Source organism: Micromonospora sp. NPDC002575 (assembly GCF_042889525.1).
GTDB lineage: Bacteria > Actinomycetota > Actinomycetes > Mycobacteriales > Micromonosporaceae > Micromonospora > Micromonospora carbonacea.
Genome location: NZ_JBIARA010000004.1, coordinates 259,095 through 273,703 on the forward strand (window position 1 = coordinate 259,095; position 14,609 = coordinate 273,703).

The 14,609-nt window shown below is 75.0% G+C and carries 17 protein-coding genes; 8 read left to right on the plus strand and 9 right to left on the minus strand.

The features are described 5' to 3' along the window. Positions 1 to 36: 36 nt before the first annotated feature. The 4 genes from ACFYWL_RS08930 to ACFYWL_RS08945 all read right to left on the minus strand — a co-directional run bounded on the left by ACFYWL_RS08930 (position 37) and on the right by ACFYWL_RS08945 (position 3,457). Positions 37 to 783 carry a ZIP family metal transporter gene (locus ACFYWL_RS08930; RefSeq protein WP_386969395.1) on the minus strand — a complete coding sequence of 249 codons (747 nt, stop codon included), beginning with the start codon at positions 781 to 783 and terminating at the stop codon, positions 37 to 39. 40 nt (positions 784 to 823) lie between these two features. Next, a complete protein-coding gene (gene eis / locus ACFYWL_RS08935) occupies positions 824 to 2,017 on the minus strand; it encodes an enhanced intracellular survival protein Eis (protein ID WP_386969397.1) in 1,194 nt (397 codons plus the stop codon). After that, entirely contained in the window at positions 2,014 to 2,736 is a 723-nt protein-coding gene (locus ACFYWL_RS08940) for a PP2C family serine/threonine-protein phosphatase (protein ID WP_043961285.1), read from the minus strand. Before ACFYWL_RS08940 ends, eis begins: the two co-directional genes overlap by 4 nt. Positions 2,737 to 2,887: 151 nt before the next feature. Further along, positions 2,888 to 3,457 carry a helix-turn-helix domain-containing protein gene (locus ACFYWL_RS08945; RefSeq protein ID WP_386969399.1) on the minus strand — a complete coding sequence of 190 codons (570 nt, stop codon included), beginning with the start codon at positions 3,455 to 3,457 and terminating at the stop codon, positions 2,888 to 2,890. 55 nt (positions 3,458 to 3,512) lie between these two features. Here ACFYWL_RS08945 and ACFYWL_RS08950 point away from each other — a divergent pair, with 55 nt between their 5' ends. After that, complete coding sequence (locus ACFYWL_RS08950) at positions 3,513 to 4,763, plus strand: benzoate/H(+) symporter BenE family transporter (RefSeq protein WP_386969401.1); 1,251 nt, start codon at positions 3,513 to 3,515, stop codon at positions 4,761 to 4,763. An 86-nt stretch (positions 4,764 to 4,849) separates the two neighbouring features. Here the strand turns inward: ACFYWL_RS08950 and ACFYWL_RS08955 are convergent, their stop codons facing one another. From ACFYWL_RS08955 to ACFYWL_RS08970, 4 genes are all read right to left on the minus strand, one after another. Beyond that, positions 4,850 to 5,236, minus strand: a complete 387-nt coding sequence (locus tag ACFYWL_RS08955) for a hypothetical protein (protein WP_386969404.1) — start codon at positions 5,234 to 5,236, stop codon at positions 4,850 to 4,852. A 111-nt stretch (positions 5,237 to 5,347) separates the two neighbouring features. Then, a complete protein-coding gene (locus ACFYWL_RS08960; protein WP_386969406.1) occupies positions 5,348 to 5,608 on the minus strand; it encodes a hypothetical protein in 261 nt (86 codons plus the stop codon). A gap of 78 nt (positions 5,609 to 5,686) precedes the next feature. Further along, on the minus strand, positions 5,687 to 6,160 hold the full coding sequence (mscL, locus tag ACFYWL_RS08965) for a large conductance mechanosensitive channel protein MscL (protein ID WP_386969408.1): 474 nt from the start codon (positions 6,158 to 6,160) through the stop codon (positions 5,687 to 5,689). A gap of 3 nt (positions 6,161 to 6,163) precedes the next feature. Then, on the minus strand, positions 6,164 to 6,871 hold the full coding sequence (locus ACFYWL_RS08970) for a FadR/GntR family transcriptional regulator (protein WP_386969772.1): 708 nt from the start codon (positions 6,869 to 6,871) through the stop codon (positions 6,164 to 6,166). A 95-nt stretch (positions 6,872 to 6,966) separates the two neighbouring features. On the opposite strand from ACFYWL_RS08970, the gene ACFYWL_RS08975 reads away from it, so the two are divergent. Continuing rightward, positions 6,967 to 8,295 carry an MFS transporter gene (locus ACFYWL_RS08975; protein WP_386969411.1) on the plus strand — a complete coding sequence of 443 codons (1,329 nt, stop codon included), beginning with the start codon at positions 6,967 to 6,969 and terminating at the stop codon, positions 8,293 to 8,295. Between the two features lie 4 nt (positions 8,296 to 8,299). On the opposite strand, the gene ACFYWL_RS08980 is transcribed toward ACFYWL_RS08975, so the two are convergent. Beyond that, positions 8,300 to 8,656, minus strand: a complete 357-nt coding sequence (locus ACFYWL_RS08980) for an STAS domain-containing protein (protein WP_386969413.1) — start codon at positions 8,654 to 8,656, stop codon at positions 8,300 to 8,302. 165 nt (positions 8,657 to 8,821) lie between these two features. Between ACFYWL_RS08980 and ACFYWL_RS08985 the strand changes: the two genes are divergently transcribed. Genes ACFYWL_RS08985 through ACFYWL_RS09010 form a run of 6 tightly spaced genes read left to right on the plus strand, consistent with a single transcriptional unit; the run spans position 8,822 to position 14,423 of the window. After that, entirely contained in the window at positions 8,822 to 9,682 is an 861-nt protein-coding gene (locus tag ACFYWL_RS08985) for an STAS domain-containing protein (RefSeq protein ID WP_386969416.1), read from the plus strand. After that, positions 9,682 to 10,092, plus strand: a complete 411-nt coding sequence (locus ACFYWL_RS08990) for an STAS domain-containing protein (RefSeq protein WP_386969417.1) — start codon at positions 9,682 to 9,684, stop codon at positions 10,090 to 10,092. The genes ACFYWL_RS08985 and ACFYWL_RS08990 overlap by 1 nt, the downstream gene beginning before the upstream one ends. After that, complete coding sequence (locus ACFYWL_RS08995; RefSeq protein ID WP_386969419.1) at positions 10,089 to 10,508, plus strand: ATP-binding protein; 420 nt, start codon at positions 10,089 to 10,091, stop codon at positions 10,506 to 10,508. The genes ACFYWL_RS08990 and ACFYWL_RS08995 overlap by 4 nt, the downstream gene beginning before the upstream one ends. Further along, the gene (locus ACFYWL_RS09000) at positions 10,505 to 11,521 is read left to right on the plus strand and encodes a SpoIIE family protein phosphatase (RefSeq protein ID WP_386969775.1); all 1,017 of its coding nucleotides are present in this window, start codon (positions 10,505 to 10,507) and stop codon (positions 11,519 to 11,521) included. Before ACFYWL_RS08995 ends, ACFYWL_RS09000 begins: the two co-directional genes overlap by 4 nt. Continuing rightward, on the plus strand, positions 11,518 to 12,879 hold the full coding sequence (locus ACFYWL_RS09005; RefSeq protein WP_386969777.1) for a sensor histidine kinase: 1,362 nt from the start codon (positions 11,518 to 11,520) through the stop codon (positions 12,877 to 12,879). Before ACFYWL_RS09000 ends, ACFYWL_RS09005 begins: the two co-directional genes overlap by 4 nt. 2 nt (positions 12,880 to 12,881) lie before the next feature. Beyond that, the gene (locus ACFYWL_RS09010) at positions 12,882 to 14,423 is read left to right on the plus strand and encodes a SpoIIE family protein phosphatase (protein ID WP_386969422.1); all 1,542 of its coding nucleotides are present in this window, start codon (positions 12,882 to 12,884) and stop codon (positions 14,421 to 14,423) included. Positions 14,424 to 14,609 lie beyond the last annotated feature (186 nt).

Consider the following 14,609-nt stretch of genomic DNA (forward strand, 5'->3'; position numbering starts at 1 on the left):
GCGTCCGGGACGCCCTCAGGCGTGGGCCGGGGCCCTTCATGCGTGGGAGAGCGCGAAGGCGGTCAGGAAGCCGGCGACCGTGATCAGGCCGACCAGCAGGTGGGCGTCCTCGAACGCCTCGGGGACCATGGTGTCGGTGATCATCGCGAGGATCGCGCCGGCCGCCAGGGCGGTGATCGAGGCCAGCACCTCCGGCGGCGCGCCGCCCAACAGCGTGTGGCCGGCGAGCGCCGCGAGGCCGCTGACCAGCGCGATCGCGGCCCACAGGGCGAAGACGTACCGGCTGGTCCGGCCGGCCCGGCGCATCCCGGCGGCGCTGGACAGCCCCTCCGGCACGTTGCTGAGGAAGACCGCGACGACCGTGACCAGGCTGACCGGGCCGCCGGTGAGCAGGCTCGCGCCGATCACCACCGACTCGGGGATCCCGTCGAGCAGCGCGCCCACCGCGATCGCCGACCCGGAGCCCGGGGCCTCCTGCTCCGACGGCTGCGCGCCGGAGCGCTTGCGGTGCCGCGCGCCCCGCCGGGCCAGCAGGACGTTCGCCCCCGTGTACGCGAGCGCGCCACCGGCCGCCCCGACCGCGGTGGGCAACAGCCCGCCCTGCTCGTGCGCCTCGGCGATCAGCTCGAAGGAGACGGCGGAGAGCAGCACACCGGCCCCGAAGGCCATGATCGACGCGATGACCCGGCGCGGGACGGGCACGAACCAGCCCAGCGCCGCCCCGAGCAGCAGCGCCGACCCGGCCAGCAGCCCCCAACCACCCGCTTGCGACCACTCCGGCACCCGCAGGACGCTACCCGCGCCCCCGAGTCGCGAAACAGGGTCAGAAGTCCGCGAAGAGGTAGGGCAGGCGGCGGGGGAAGAGGCGGCGCAGCTCGGCGGCGGCGTCCGCCGGCACCCGGCCCAGGCCCCGGACGTCGACCTCCGCCGGGTCCAGCACCCCGTACGCCAGGGCGGAGAGCCCGGCCGCCGTGAGCGTCGCGGCCGGCACGGGCCCGGCGGTGGCCTCGCCGGACAGCTCCAGCCGGCCGGTCGCGCCGTCGAGCAGGTGGGCGCCGGCGAGCCAGCGGTCCCCGGTCAGCTCCACCCGGACCCGGCCCGGCCCCGCCGGAAGGCCGGCCAGCGCGTCGAGCGAGAGCAGCCGGGCCATCGGCGCGGGCGAACCGGGCCGGGCGACCCGCGCCTCGACGTGCACGGCCAGGTCGGTCAGCCACAGCTCGGGCAGCTCGTCCGCCGCGATCCGCAGGCTGACCCGCTCCACCTGGTCGACGTGCCGGGCGAGGAACTGCAGGATCAGGGCCCGGGCGTACGGGTCGGCGACCAGCAGGTCGTCGCCGGTCAGCTCGCCGCCGTGTTCGTCGATCCGGTACGTGAGCACGCCGACCGTCCCGCCGTCGATCCGGGCGGTGAGCTGCCACCGGTCGTCGTCGTCGCGCTGCCGCACCGCCCGGGTCTCGGGGAAGACCGCGAACCCGTGCCGTTCGGCCAGGCAGCGCTCCGTGAAGGCGCGGTGGTCGGCGTACCCGGTGCCGCTGCGGCCCCAGGCCAGCTCGCCGGGCAGGTCCGCGCGCAGCAGCGGGGCCAGGTCGGCCGGGGCGAAGGCGACCGTACGCGCCCGGGGCAGCCCGACGTACCCGAAGCGCTCGTAGAACGAGGCGCGGAACGGGTACAGCGCGGTCAGCGGGTGCCCCTCGTCGCGCATCTCGTCGAGGAGCTGGCGCAGCAGGGCCCGGACGTGCCCTTGCCGCCGCGCCAGCGGGTGGGTGGCGACCCCGGCGACGCCGGCCATCGGCAGCACGGCCCCGCGCAGGTTCTGCCGCATCGGGATGGCCGACGCGGTGGCCAACGTCTCGCCGCCCTCCTCGGCGACGAGGGTCCGGGTGGCCTCGTTGTAGTGCAGGTAGCTGCGGAACTCCTCGGCCCGCTCGGGCCGCATCGGGGACGCCTCGAAGGCGTACGCCTGGAGCGGGAAGGAGGTGGCCGGACGCTCGGAGTTGGTCAACCGCCGGATCGTCATGAGAGCGCGGTGACATCGGAGACGACGACGGTGACGTTGTCCGGCGCGCCGGCCTGGTGGGCGAGCTTCACGAGCTGCTCGCCGCACTGCTGGCGGTCGCCGTACATGGCGAGGGCGGCGGCGATCGCGGCGTCGTCCACGTAGTCGGAGAGCCCGTCGCTGCACAGCAGCAGCCGGTCACCGGCGAAGACGGTGAGCGTGCCGACCGCCGGGGGCGTGTCGGCGCCCTGCACGGCGCGGGTCACCAGCGACCGCTGCGGGTGGTGCCGCGCCTGGTCCGGGGAGAGCGCGCCCTGGTCGACGAGCGCCTGCACGAACGTGTCGTCCCGGGTGAGCTGGGTCAGCTCGTTGTCCCGCAGCAGATAGCAGCGGGAGTCCCCGACCTGGGCGAGGACCAGGACGTCCCCGGCGAGCAGGCCGGCCGTGAGCGTCGTACCCATGCCCTCGCGCGCGGGGTCGACGGAGATGGCGGCCCGGATCCGCTGGTTGGCGGTGCTCACCACGGCCCGCAGCGCGTCGGCGGCCCCCTCGGTGGTGGTGGGGGGGTCCAACTCGTCGAGGATGCGGATGACGATCTCGCTCGCCACCTCACCAGCCGGCAGGCCACCCATCCCGTCGGCGACGGCGACCAGGCGGTCGCCGGCGAGGGCGGAATCCTCGTTGTTGGTCCGCACGAGGCCGACGTCGTTGAGGATGGCCGAGCGGAGGATCAGCGTCATACGACAAGCTTGCCAAGAAGACCCGCCCGGCGTCTCTACGCGCTCCGGGGTCGGCCCGAAAAGAATCTTGTGTCGGCGCGGATGGCCGACCGGCCGGCGACCCGAACGCTCGACCGGCCCGCAGGGTCGACCGGCCCGGACGCTCGACCGGTCAGCGGCGGGGGTAGCGCAGCAGCAGGCTCGCCCACACCTCCTCGTCGCCGATCGCCGCGTAGCCGTGCGGCACGTCCGACGTCCAGCGCAGGTGGCCGCCGGGCCCGGCGGTCAGGGGGGCGTCCACCGGCCCGGCGCGGAGCTGCCCGGCGAAGACGGTGACGTGCTCGGTGACCCCGGGCTGGTGCGCGGGGGAGAGCTGCCCGACGCCGGGGGCGACCCGCATCCGGTACAGCTCGTACGTCGCCCCGGCCTCGGTGAACACCTCCAGCAGGGTGGCGCTCACCGCCGCCCCGCGCACCGTGGGGGCCGCCGCCGGCCCGGAGAGCGCGGCGGTCAGTGGCACCCCGAGCTGGGCGGTCACGGCGTAGAGCGTCTCCAGGGTGGGGTTGCGGGTGCCGTTCTCCAGGCCGGAGAGGGTGGCCTTGCCCACCCCGGCGAGCCGGGCCAGGGTGGACAGTGACAGGCCGCGCTCCTCGCGCAGGGCGCGTACCCGGGCGCCGACCGTGCCGGCGTCCGTGGCTGCCTGCTCCCGGGCCACGTGGGTGGTTGGTGGCGGCGACTCCATCCCGCTATCGTGCTACACGCCATCGTTCCGTAAACGGAACGGCGAAGGGGGAGACGTGGCCGGCCTGCTGCAACCCGTGCTCGCCGGGGTGGTGACCGCGCTCGTCGGCTTCGCCAGTTCGTTCACCGTCGTGCTCGCCGGGCTGCGCGCCGTCGGCGCCGACGAGCGGCAGGCCGCCTCCGGGCTGCTCGCCGTCAGCGTCGCGTCCGGCCTGTGCGCGGTGTGGCTGGGGCTGCGGCACCGGCTGCCGATGGCGGTCGCCTGGTCCACCCCCGGGGCGGCGCTGCTGGTGGCCACCGGCCCGGTCCCCGGCGGCTGGCCGGCAGCCGTCGGCGCGTTCGTCGTCTGCGGTGCGTTGATCGTCGCCGCCGGCCTCTTCCCGGCGCTCGGCCGGGCGGTGGCCGCGATCCCCGGCCCGATCGCCGCCGCGATGCTCGCCGGGGTGCTGCTGCCGCTGTGCACCGCGCCGGTCCGTGCCCTGGTCGAGGTGCCGAGGCTGGCCGCGCCGGTGGTCGTCACCTGGCTCGTCCTGCACCGCTTCGCCCGCCGCTGGGCGGTGCCCGCCGCACTCGTCGCGGCGGCGGTCGCCATCGCGGCGACCACGCCGGGCGGCGTCGGCGCGCACGGCCTGCGCCCGGTGTTCGTCCTCACCGCACCCGAGTGGACGGTGCCGGCGGTGATCGGGCTGGCCCTGCCGCTGTTCCTGGTCACCATGGCCGCGCAGAACGTACCCGGGATGGCGGTGCTCACCGGGTACGGCTACCGCCCCCCGCTCGGCTCCGCGCTGCGGGTCACCGGCCTGGCCAGCGCCATCGGCGCGCCGGTCGGCGGGCACGCGGTCAACCTCGCCGCGATCACCGCCGCGCTGGCCGCCGGCCCCGACGCCCACCCGGACCCGGAGCGCCGCTGGGTCGCCTCGGTGACGGCGGGGGTCGGGCTGGCCCTGCTCGGCCTCGGCGCGGGCGTCGCCACCGCCCTCGTGCTGCTCTCCCCGCCGGTGCTGATCGAGGCCGTGGCGGGGCTCGCGCTGCTCGCCGCGCTGGCCGGCGCGGTGTCGGCGGCCGTCGCCGACCCGGCGACCCGGGAGGCGGCCGTGGTGACCTTCGTCGTCACCGCCTCCGGGGTGAGCCTGCTCGGCGTCGGGGGCGCGTTCTGGGGGCTGCTCGCCGGCTGGTTGATGCTGCTCCTGCTGCGCCGCCGCCGCGCGGGCGACCGCGCCGAACCGGCCCAGCCCACCGGGCCCGCCCAGCCTGCCGAGCCCGCTCCGCCCGCCGAGCCCGCCCCGGCTGGGCGGGGGGAGCGCTAGATCGACTCCATGTCGGCGACATGGCGGGATCAACCGCCCCGGGATACCGCGATGTCGCCGACATGGAGTCGATCAAAGAGTTGGCGTCACTCCTCGGCGGGCAGGCTCGTCGCGAGGACGTCGAGGCGTACCCGGCCGTCGGCGACGGCGGCGATCTGGTCGGCGAGCACGTAGACCGCGCCGGTCCGGGCGTGCTCGGTGGAGACCTTCAGGTAGCCGGTGCGCAGCAGGCGGGCGGCCAGATCGGCCGGGACGTCCGGCTCCTCGACCGCCGCGGATTCGATCAGCTCGTCCAGGCTGCCGCCCGGGTCGGTCGTCGGGGCGGCGGTCGACGCCTGCACGGTCACCGCGTTCGGGTCGCCCCGCTGGACGAGGTCCACGGTGCCGACCTCGGCGCCGCTCACGTCGACCACGGGCATCCCGGTGGTGACGCGGGAGATGGCCGCCTGCTGATCCGTGCCCTGCTGCTCCATCCCGAGGCGGTTCCCGCCCCGCCGTCGGACTAAACGCCGCCCCGGTCAGGCCCAGCCGAACGCCGCCGAGCCCCGGACCGCCGCCCGGCCCCTCGTCGCGGTCAGGCGCGGTCAGGCGCGGGTGTCCGGGGCCGGCAGCCACGAGCCCGGCGGCCGGGGGGACAACTCCCGCCAGCCGTCCGCCCCGGCGAGCAGCGCGCGGACGGTCTCCTCGGCCTCCTCCGCGCTGGGGTGCTCGTAGAACTGGGAGACGCCCTCCGCGCCCCCGGCGCGCTGCTCGACGTGCCACCGGTCGCCGTCCACCCGGAGGAAGACGTCCCGCCGCGCCAGCCGCCCCCACTTGCCGTTCCACCAGTGCTTCCGCTGCTCCATGGCCGAACTCTATCGAACATGTGTACGACACGATCCGGCCCCCGCGGGATTCCCGTGGGGGCCGGTGTGCCGTGGGCGTCAGCGCGCGGCCGGCGGCTCCGGGTTGCGGCCGAGCACGTCGTCCAGGGCGCCCCGCTGCTGGCCCGGGGTGGTGTGGCCGGCGGCCACCAGCGCGTCCCGGATCTCGGTGAGCAGCTTGACCTCCTCGCTGGGGGCGGCGGGCGGCGGCTCCTCGCCGCGCTTGCGCCGCTCGGCCAGCTTGTTCATCGGGAAGACGACCAGGAAGTACAGCGCCGCCGCGGTGAGCAGGAAGGTGATCACCGCGTTGACGAAGGCGATCCAGTCGAAGGCGATGCCCCGGAACTCCGGGGCCGTGCCGGCGAGACCCTTGTCGCTGCCGGTGATCAGCAGCACGAGGACGCGGATCAGCGGTTCCAGGAACGACTTGGTCAGCTGGGTGACCACGCCCGTGAACGCCGCGCCGATGACGACGCCGACCGCGAGGTCGACGACGTTGCCGCGCATGATGAAGTCCTTGAAGCCCTTGAGCATCCGTCACTCCCGTGGTGTCCGGTTCGGTTCCCGGGCAACCTGTTCCCCCGGGGAGGGCTCCAGGAAAGCACCAGCCTCCCGGGCCGCCAAGGCCGGGTCGCCGGCCCGGATCGCGTCGACCAGCCGGTCGTGGTCGACGTACCGCTCGGGCTCCAGGGCGTCGCCCATCGCCTGGCTGATCGTGCTGCGCAACGCCGCGCCGACCGAGGCGTACAGCTCGGCGAGCATGCGGTTGTGTGCGGCGGCGACCACCGCCGTGTGCAGGGCCGCGTCGGCCTCGACGAACTGGTCGACCTGGCCCGCGCGCCAGGCGGCCTCCCGGGCAGCGAGCGCGCCGTCGAGGGCGGCCAGGTCCGCCGGGGTACGCCGCAGCGCGGCCAGCCGCGCCGCCTCCACCTCGAAGGCGCGGCGCACCTCGACGACCTCGGTCATCCGGTCGTCGGTGAGTCGGCGGGCCACTACGGGGGCCAGCTCGTCGGTCGACACCACGTACGTCCCGGAGCCCTGCCGGCACTCCAGCACCCCGGCGTGCACGAGGGCGCGGACGGCCTCCCGGACGGTGTTGCGCCCCACGCCGAGGGCGGCGACGAGCTGCGGCTCGGTGGGGATGCGCCCGCCCACCGGCCACTCGCCGCCGAGGATGCGGGCCCGGAGCTGCTCGATCGTCTGCCGGACGCGTTGACCCCGGGGCGGCGGCGGGGAGCCGGTCAGGGACGCGGATTCCGGCGGGGGTGAGGAATCAACCGATGGTGGCACTGGTTACATCACCCGCCCAGGATTCATCCCATGATTGTAGGTTGAAGGCCATGACCCCGCCACCGACCGCCATCGCGGAACCCACCACCGGGACCGCCCGACCCCGCCCGACCCTCGACGTGGCGCGCGCCCCGGCCCCCGCTCCCACCCCCGGCGAGCAGACCGAGATCAACAAGACCGGGCGGCCCGTGCCCGGCGGCCTGCTGGTGCTGGTCGGGATGCTGCTGGTCGCCCTCAACCTGCGCGCCGCCGTGACCAGCCTCGGCGCGCTGCTCGGCGAGGTCCGCACCGGCCTCGGGCTCTCCGGGGCGATGGCCGGGCTCGTCACCACCCTGCCGACGATCGCCTTCGCCGGGCTCGGCGCGCTCACCCCCTGGCTGGTCCGGCGGTACGCCCCGGCCCGGGTGCTCGTGGTCGCGATGACGGCGCTCGCCGTCGGGCAGGTGCTGCGCGTGGTCACCGACTCCGCGCTGGTCTTCGTGGTCACCAGCGCGCTCGCGCTGGCCGGCATCGCGGTGGCGAACATCCTGCTGCCGATGCTGGTGAAGCAGCACTTCCCGCACCGCACCGGGCTGGTCACCGGGGCGTACACGATGGCGTTGACGACGGGCACGACGGTGGCCGCCGCGTCGGCGGTGCCGGTGGCGCACGCCTTCGGGTCCTGGCGGGCCGGGCTCGGGGTCTGGGCCGCGCTGGCCGCGCTGGCCGTGCTCCCGTGGGTGCCGCTGGCGCTGCGGGCCCGCGCCGCGCGGCGGGCCGCCGGCGGCGCGGTGGCCGTCGCCGCCCCGGCCCGGGTGCGGCCGGCGCGGACGCGGCTCGGCTGGGCGATGGCGGTCTACTTCGGCGCGCAGTCGCTGAGCGGGTACGCGATCATGGGCTGGCTGGCCCAGCTCTTCCGCGACGCCGGCTTCCACCCGGAGACGGCGGGGCTGCTGCTGGCCGGGGTGACCGCGCTCGGCGTGCCGGTGGCGCTGCTGATGCCGACGCTCGCCGGCCGGCTGCGGACGCTGCGCCCGCTGGTGTTCGGGCTGACCGCCTTCTCGGCCGCGTCCTACCTGGGGCTGGCGCTCGCGCCGCGCGACGGCGCGCTGCTCTGGGTGGCCCTGCTCGCCCTCGGCCAGGGCGCGTTCCCGCTGATCCTCACCACCATCGGGCTGCGCGCCCGCACGGCGGAGGGGACGGTGGCCCTGTCGGCGTTCGCGCAGAGCACCGGGTACGTGATCGCGGCCCTCGGCCCGCTGCTGGTCGGCGTCCTCTACGAGGCGACCGGCGGGTGGACCGCGCCGATCGGGTTCCTGCTCGCCGCCCTCGCCGTGCAGACGGGCGCGGGCCTGGTCATCGCCCGCCCCCGGTTCGTCGAGGACGAGAAGAGAGGGTGAGTGGTCAGGAGGAGGCCGGCGTGGGACCACCCGCGACGGCCTGCTCGACCGTCGGGTAGGTGTGCAGCACCTCGACGAGCCCGCTGACCTCCAGGATGCGCAGCACCCCGCGCTGCGGGGCGGCCAGCCGGACCACGCCCCCGGCCTCGTCGCAGCTGTTCTTGGCGCGCACGAACACCGACAGCCCGGTCGAGTCGCAGAACGAGACCTCCGCCAGGTCGAACACGAGGCGGCTGCGGCCCTTGTCCAGCAGGTCCGTGATCTGGTCCTGGAGCTGCGGAGCCGTCGCCATGTCCAGCTCGCCCGCGACCGACACGACAACCACGTCGTCGCGCTGTTCCGTCTGCACCGTCAAGGACATTCGCCGACCTCCTGCTGTTATCGGTGGAACCGTATCCCACGAGCGGGGTTTGGCGCAGAGCCGGGAGCGCCGGGGTGCCGGGCGTCATGTCGTTGCCGTGGGACAACTAGTTTCCGGCTACCCGGTGGTAGAGTCCGGCCCGATCCAGGTCGTAGGGAGGATGTTGTGGCGTTGAGCGCGGAGGAAAGCGGTCGCCTGACCGGTCTGCTCGACGGGCACGCCGAGCGGATCACCCAGCGCTGGGTGGAGCTGGTGGCCGCCTCGCTGCGCGGCCGACTCAGCCAGGCGGAGCTGCGCCGCCAGGTGGAGGAGCTGCACCGGGCCGTCATCGAGGCCGCCCGTGGCGGCGGGTTCGACCTGGAGTCCGAGTCGGCCGGCGAGCTGCGCGCCGTGCTGGCCGAGCTGTCCCGGGGCCGGGCCCGGCAGGGCTTCACCGCCACCGAGACGGCGATCAGCGTGTACGCCCTCAAGGACGTCCTGCTCGAGCTGCTGGAGGCCGACGCCGGCGACAAGGCGCTGCGCGACTACGTGGCCTTCTCCTCCCTGGTCGACCAGATGGGGCTGTTCACCTTCGAGAGCTTCGTGCGCACCCGGGAGAGCCTGATCGCCGACCAGGCCGAGCAACTGCTCGAACTCTCCACCCCGGTGGTCAAGATCTGGGAGGGCGTGGTCGCCGTCCCGCTGGTCGGCACGCTCGACTCCGCCCGCGCCCAGGTGGTGATGGAGCGGCTGCTGCAGACCCTCGTCGACACCGGCTCGCCGTACGCGATCATCGACATCACCGGCGTGCCGGCGGTCGACACCCAGGTCGCCCAGCACATCCTCAAGACCGTGGTGGCCGCCCGACTGATGGGCGCCGACTGCATCATCTCCGGCATCCGGCCGCAGATCGCCCAGACCATCGTCGCGCTCGGCATCGAGTTCGGCGACATCGCCACCAAGGCCAGCCTCGCCGACGCGCTACGACACGTGCTGCGGCTGACGGGCGTGGAGGCGGCTCGCCGCCAATCGCGTCGGGAGCCCTGATGGAGCGGGTGCCGGTCCTGAAGATCGGCGACATCCTGCTCGTCTCGATCCAGGTCGACATGTCCGACCAGACGGCGGTGCAGCTCCAGGAGGACCTGGCCGAGCGGATCGTCGCCACCGGCTGCCACGGCGTGATCATCGACATCACGGCGCTGGACATCGTCGACTCGTTCGTCGGCCGGATGCTCTCCACCATCGCCTCCATCTCCAAGGTGCTCGACGCCGAGACGGTGGTGGTCGGGATGCGTCCCGCCGTCGCCATCACCCTGGTCGAGCTGGGCCTGTCGCTCAACGGCATCCGCACGGCCCTGAACGTGGAACGGGGCATGGAGCTGATCGCGGCGACCCGCGACGACCACGGCGACGACGACCTCGACGAACCCGGCGACCAGCCTGCGGACACGACGTGACCGTGGGCGTCGACCTGGGCGACCCGCAGGCCCAGGCGATCCGCAGCGACGAGGACGTGGTGCGGGTCCGCCAGTTGGTGCGTACGGTCGCGGTGGCGGTCCGGCTCTCCCTCGTCGACCAGACGAAGCTGGTCACCGCCGCCAGCGAGCTGGCCCGCAACACCCTCGTCTACGGCGGGGGCGGCACCGCCGAGGTCTTCACCGTGGACAACGGCCGGCGGCGCGGGGTGCGGATCGTCTTTGCCGACGAGGGCCCCGGCATCGTCGACCTGGACCTGGCCCTCACCGACGGCTACACCACCGGCGGCGGCCTCGGGCTCGGCCTCAGCGGCGCCCGCCGCCTGGTCGACGAGTTCGACATCGACACCGGTCCGGGGCAGGGCACCCGGATCACGGTCACCAAGTGGTCCCGATGACCCTGGACGCCGTGCCCGACCACGGCATCTGGTTCCGGGTGGAGAGCAGCAGCGCGGCCAGCGCCGTCCGGCGCGCCGCCGAGCGGCTGGGCGGGCAGCTCGGCATCGGCGACGCCCGCACCGCCGACCTGGCCATCGTCGCCGCCGAGCTGACCAGCAACCTGGTCAAGCATGCCGAGGACGGGGTGTTGCTGCTGCGCCCCGTGCGCCGGGGCGGCCGGGCCGGCGTGGAACTCGTCGCCATCGACTCCGGGCCGGGCATGGCCGACCTCACCGTCTCCTCCCGGGACGGCCATTCCACCGCCGGCACGCTCGGCATCGGCCTCGGCGCCATCATGCGCCAGGCGGACTGGTTCGACGGCTACTCCCTCCCCGGCCGGGGCACCGTGCTCGCCGTGCAGATCTGGCCGAAGGGGCCCGCCCCGGCGCAGTCCTGGGCCGGGGCGCTGACCCGGCCGCTGACCGGCGAGGCGGTCAGCGGCGACGGGTACGCCGTCCGCGTCACCGAGGGGCGGCACCAGGTGCTGGTCTGTGACGGGCTCGGGCACGGCCCCCTGGCCGCGTCCGCGACCGACGCGGCGCTGGCCGCGTTCCGGTCCGCCCCGGCCGCCGCGCCGGCCGCCGTGGTGCAGCACCTGCACCGCGCGATGACGCATACCCGGGGGGCCGCGCTGGCCGTCGCCGAACTGGACGGGCAGGCCCACCTGCTCCGGTACGCCGGGCTGGGCAACATCGCGGCGACCGTGCTCGCCGAGGGCGAGCGGCGGCGCGGGCTCATCTCCCTGCCCGGCATCGCCGGCCACCAGCGCCCCGTCGTCCGCGAGTACGAGTATCCCTTCCCCGCCGGGGCGGCGCTGGTGATGCACAGTGACGGGGTGGCGGACCGCTGGCAGCTCGACGACTACCCCGGCCTGGCCGGGCGTGCCCCGCTGGTGCTGGCCGCGACCGTGCTGCGAGACGCCGGGGTGCGGCGGGACGACGCGTGCGTACTCGCCGCGAGGGCGCCCTGGTGACGGGCCCGGCCGGCGGCCCGTCGCTGCTCCAGCTTGCGCTGCGGGTCGAGCACGACATCTTCCTCATCCGGCAGCGGGGCCGGGAGGTGGCCGAGGCGGTCGGGCTGGAACACCAGGACCAGGTCCGGTTCGCCACCGCGCTCAGCGAGGTGGCCCGCGACCTGCTGCGCCTCTGCGGCGGCGCGGACGTCACCTTCGGCGTCGTCGTCGACGCGCAGGGCCCGGTCCACCTGCGCGTCGACCTGGCACCGGCGCGTCCGCTCCCCGGCGACCGGTACGTCCCGCAGTCCGGCGCGGTGGCACGCCTGGTGGACATGCTCAGCGTGGTGGGCCGGGAGGGCGATACGGTCGTGAGGATGTCCCGACGTGTCCCGGCCAACGCGCAGGCGCTGACCCCCGAGCGCCTCGCCGAGCTGCGCGCCGAGCTCGGCAGCACCGCCCCGGCCAGCGCCACCGACGAGCTGGCGCTCCAGAACGAGCAGCTCGTCGCCGCCCTGGACGAGGTGCGCAGCCAGCGCGACGAGCTGGCCGTGCTCAACGAGGAGCTCCAGGAGACGAACCGGGGCGTGATGGCGCTCTACAACCAGCTCACCGAGGAGCTGGAGGCGACCAACCGGGGCGTGGTGGCCCTCTACGCCGAGCTGGACGAGAAGTCGGCCCAGCTCCGCACCGCCAGCGAGTCCAAGAGCCGGTTCCTGGCCAACGTCAGCCACGAGCTGCGCGCCCCGGTGACCGCGATCATCGGGCTGAGCCGGTTGCTGGCCGACTCCGCGTCCGACCCGCTCACGGCCGAGCAGGCCCGCCAGGTGGGTCTGATCCGGGACTCCGCCACCGACCTGCTCGGCCTGGTCAACGACCTGCTCGACCTCGCCAAGGCGGAGTCCGGGCGGCTGGAGCCAAACTGGTCCGAGGTCGACCTGCGGGCCATCTTCGGCCAACTGCGCGGCACCCTGCGGGCGCTGTCCACCAAGCCCGGCGTCGAGCTGGTGGTGGAGGACCCGCCGCCGCCCGGCACGGTCCGCTCCGACGAGGTGCTGCTCGCCCAGGTGCTGCGCAACCTGCTGCACAACGGGCTCAAGTTCACCGAGCGGGGCGAGGTCCGGCTGCGGGCCGAGATCCGCGACGGGTGGTGGCGGCTGTCCGTCTCCGACACCGGGGCGGGCATCGCGCCGGAGCTGCACGAGCGGATCTTCGAGGAGTTCTACCAGGTGCCGGGGAGCCCCCGCGTCGGCGGCACCGGCCTCGGCCTGCCGTACGCCAGGCGGGTGACGCACCTGCTCGGCGGGGCCCTGGAGCTGGCCAGCGAGCCGGGGCGGGGCAGCACCTTCACCGTCGTCCTGCCCGTGGGCGGGGCGTGACGGTGGACGGTGGTGAGGTCACCGTGCTAGTCGTCGACGACAGCCGCACCAAGCGCTACCTGCTGGTGAGCTGGCTGAGCCGGGCCGGCTTCGCGACGCTGGAGGCGGAGAGCGGCGGCGAGGCCCTGGCGCGGGTCGGGGTGGACCCGATCGACCTGGTGGTGCTCGACGTCCGGCTGCCCGACCTGACCGGGTTCGAGGTCTGCGAGCGCATCAAGAAGGCCCACCCGGCGATGCCGGTGATCCACGTGTCGGCGCACGCGGTCGACGTCAACGACCGGGCGCAGGGCCTGACCCGGGGCGCGGACGCCTACCTGGCCGAGCCCATCGAGCCGGACGAGCTGGTCGCCACCGCCCAGGCGGTGCTGCGCTACTACCGGGCCCGGCAGCGCGCCGAGCTGCTCGCCGACCGGCTCAGCCGGCTCGCCGAGACGACCCTCGCCGTCAACTCCGCGCCGAGCTTCCCCCGGCTGATGGTCGCCGCGGCGAAGGGCGCGGCGAGGATGCTCGGCACCCCCGCCGTCGTGCTGGCCGAGACCATGGACGGCACCACGCTCGCCGCCGCCACCACCGGCCCCGGCGCGGAGCCCGTGGTGCGCCCCTGGCCCATGCCGACCGACGACGTGCCGATCGGGGCGATCCTGCGGGAGCAGGTGGACCCGGCCGAGTGGGCGGTGCACGACTGGGGCGGCGAGCCGGAGCTGGTCGTCGCGGTCGCCCGGCTGCGCGCCGACCGGTCCCCCATCTACGTGGCGGTGCCGCCCCGGGCCCTGCTCCCGGACGCCCCGGTGGTGCGCCAGCTCGCCCAGGCCCTCGCGGCGGCCGTGGAGGCGCAGCGGACCCTCGACGAGGAACACCGGATCGCCGTGACCCTGCAACGCAGCCTGCTGCCGCACCGGCTGCCCGAGGTGGCCGGGCTGGACCTCGCGGTCCGCTACGAGCCGGCCAGCGCGCAGACCGAGGTGGGCGGGGACTTCTACGAGCTGGTGATGCTCGGCGACGAGCTGCTGGTGGCCATCGGCGACGTGGCCGGCCACTCGCTGCACGCGGCGACGGTGATGGCCGAACTGCGGCACGCGGTGCGGGCGTACGCGGTCGAGGGGCATCCGCCCGGCGTGGTCCTGACCCGGGTCGACGAGCTGATGCGCGCGCTGCTCCCCGGCGAGCTGGCCACCCTCTGCGTGCTGCTGCTGCACCCCGGCACCGGCCGGGTCCGACTCGCCAGCGCCGGTCACCTGCCGCCGCTGATCAGCCGCGCCGGCCAGGTGGAGTACGTCAAGCACTCCGCGCCGCTGCTCGGCGTGCGCGCGGACCGCCCCGCCGACCTGGAGTTCGTGCTGCCGGCCGGGTCGACGCTGGTGCTCTACACCGACGGGCTGATCGAGCGGCGGGACGCCACCATCGACGAGGGGCTGGCCGCGCTGGCCGGCTGCGCCGAGGCGGTGGACGCCGACCTGGACGGCTTCTGCGAGCGGCTGGTGGTCGAGCTGGCCCCCACGGAGATCCAGGACGACGTGGCGGTGGTAGCGGTCCGCCGCCGGTGAGGTGCAAGGAAGGGCACCTTGTTAACGCTTTCTGTTGTACAGGGGCCCCTTCCTAACACCCGCCGCGGTCCCGCCCGGGCCGGGGAAATCTCGGGGGGAGACACCCGGACGGGCCGCTGGGGTCACATTCTGCTGATGATGCGGTTACTGTGTGAATGGTCGCGGCCCGGGCCGTCCGGGCGTCCG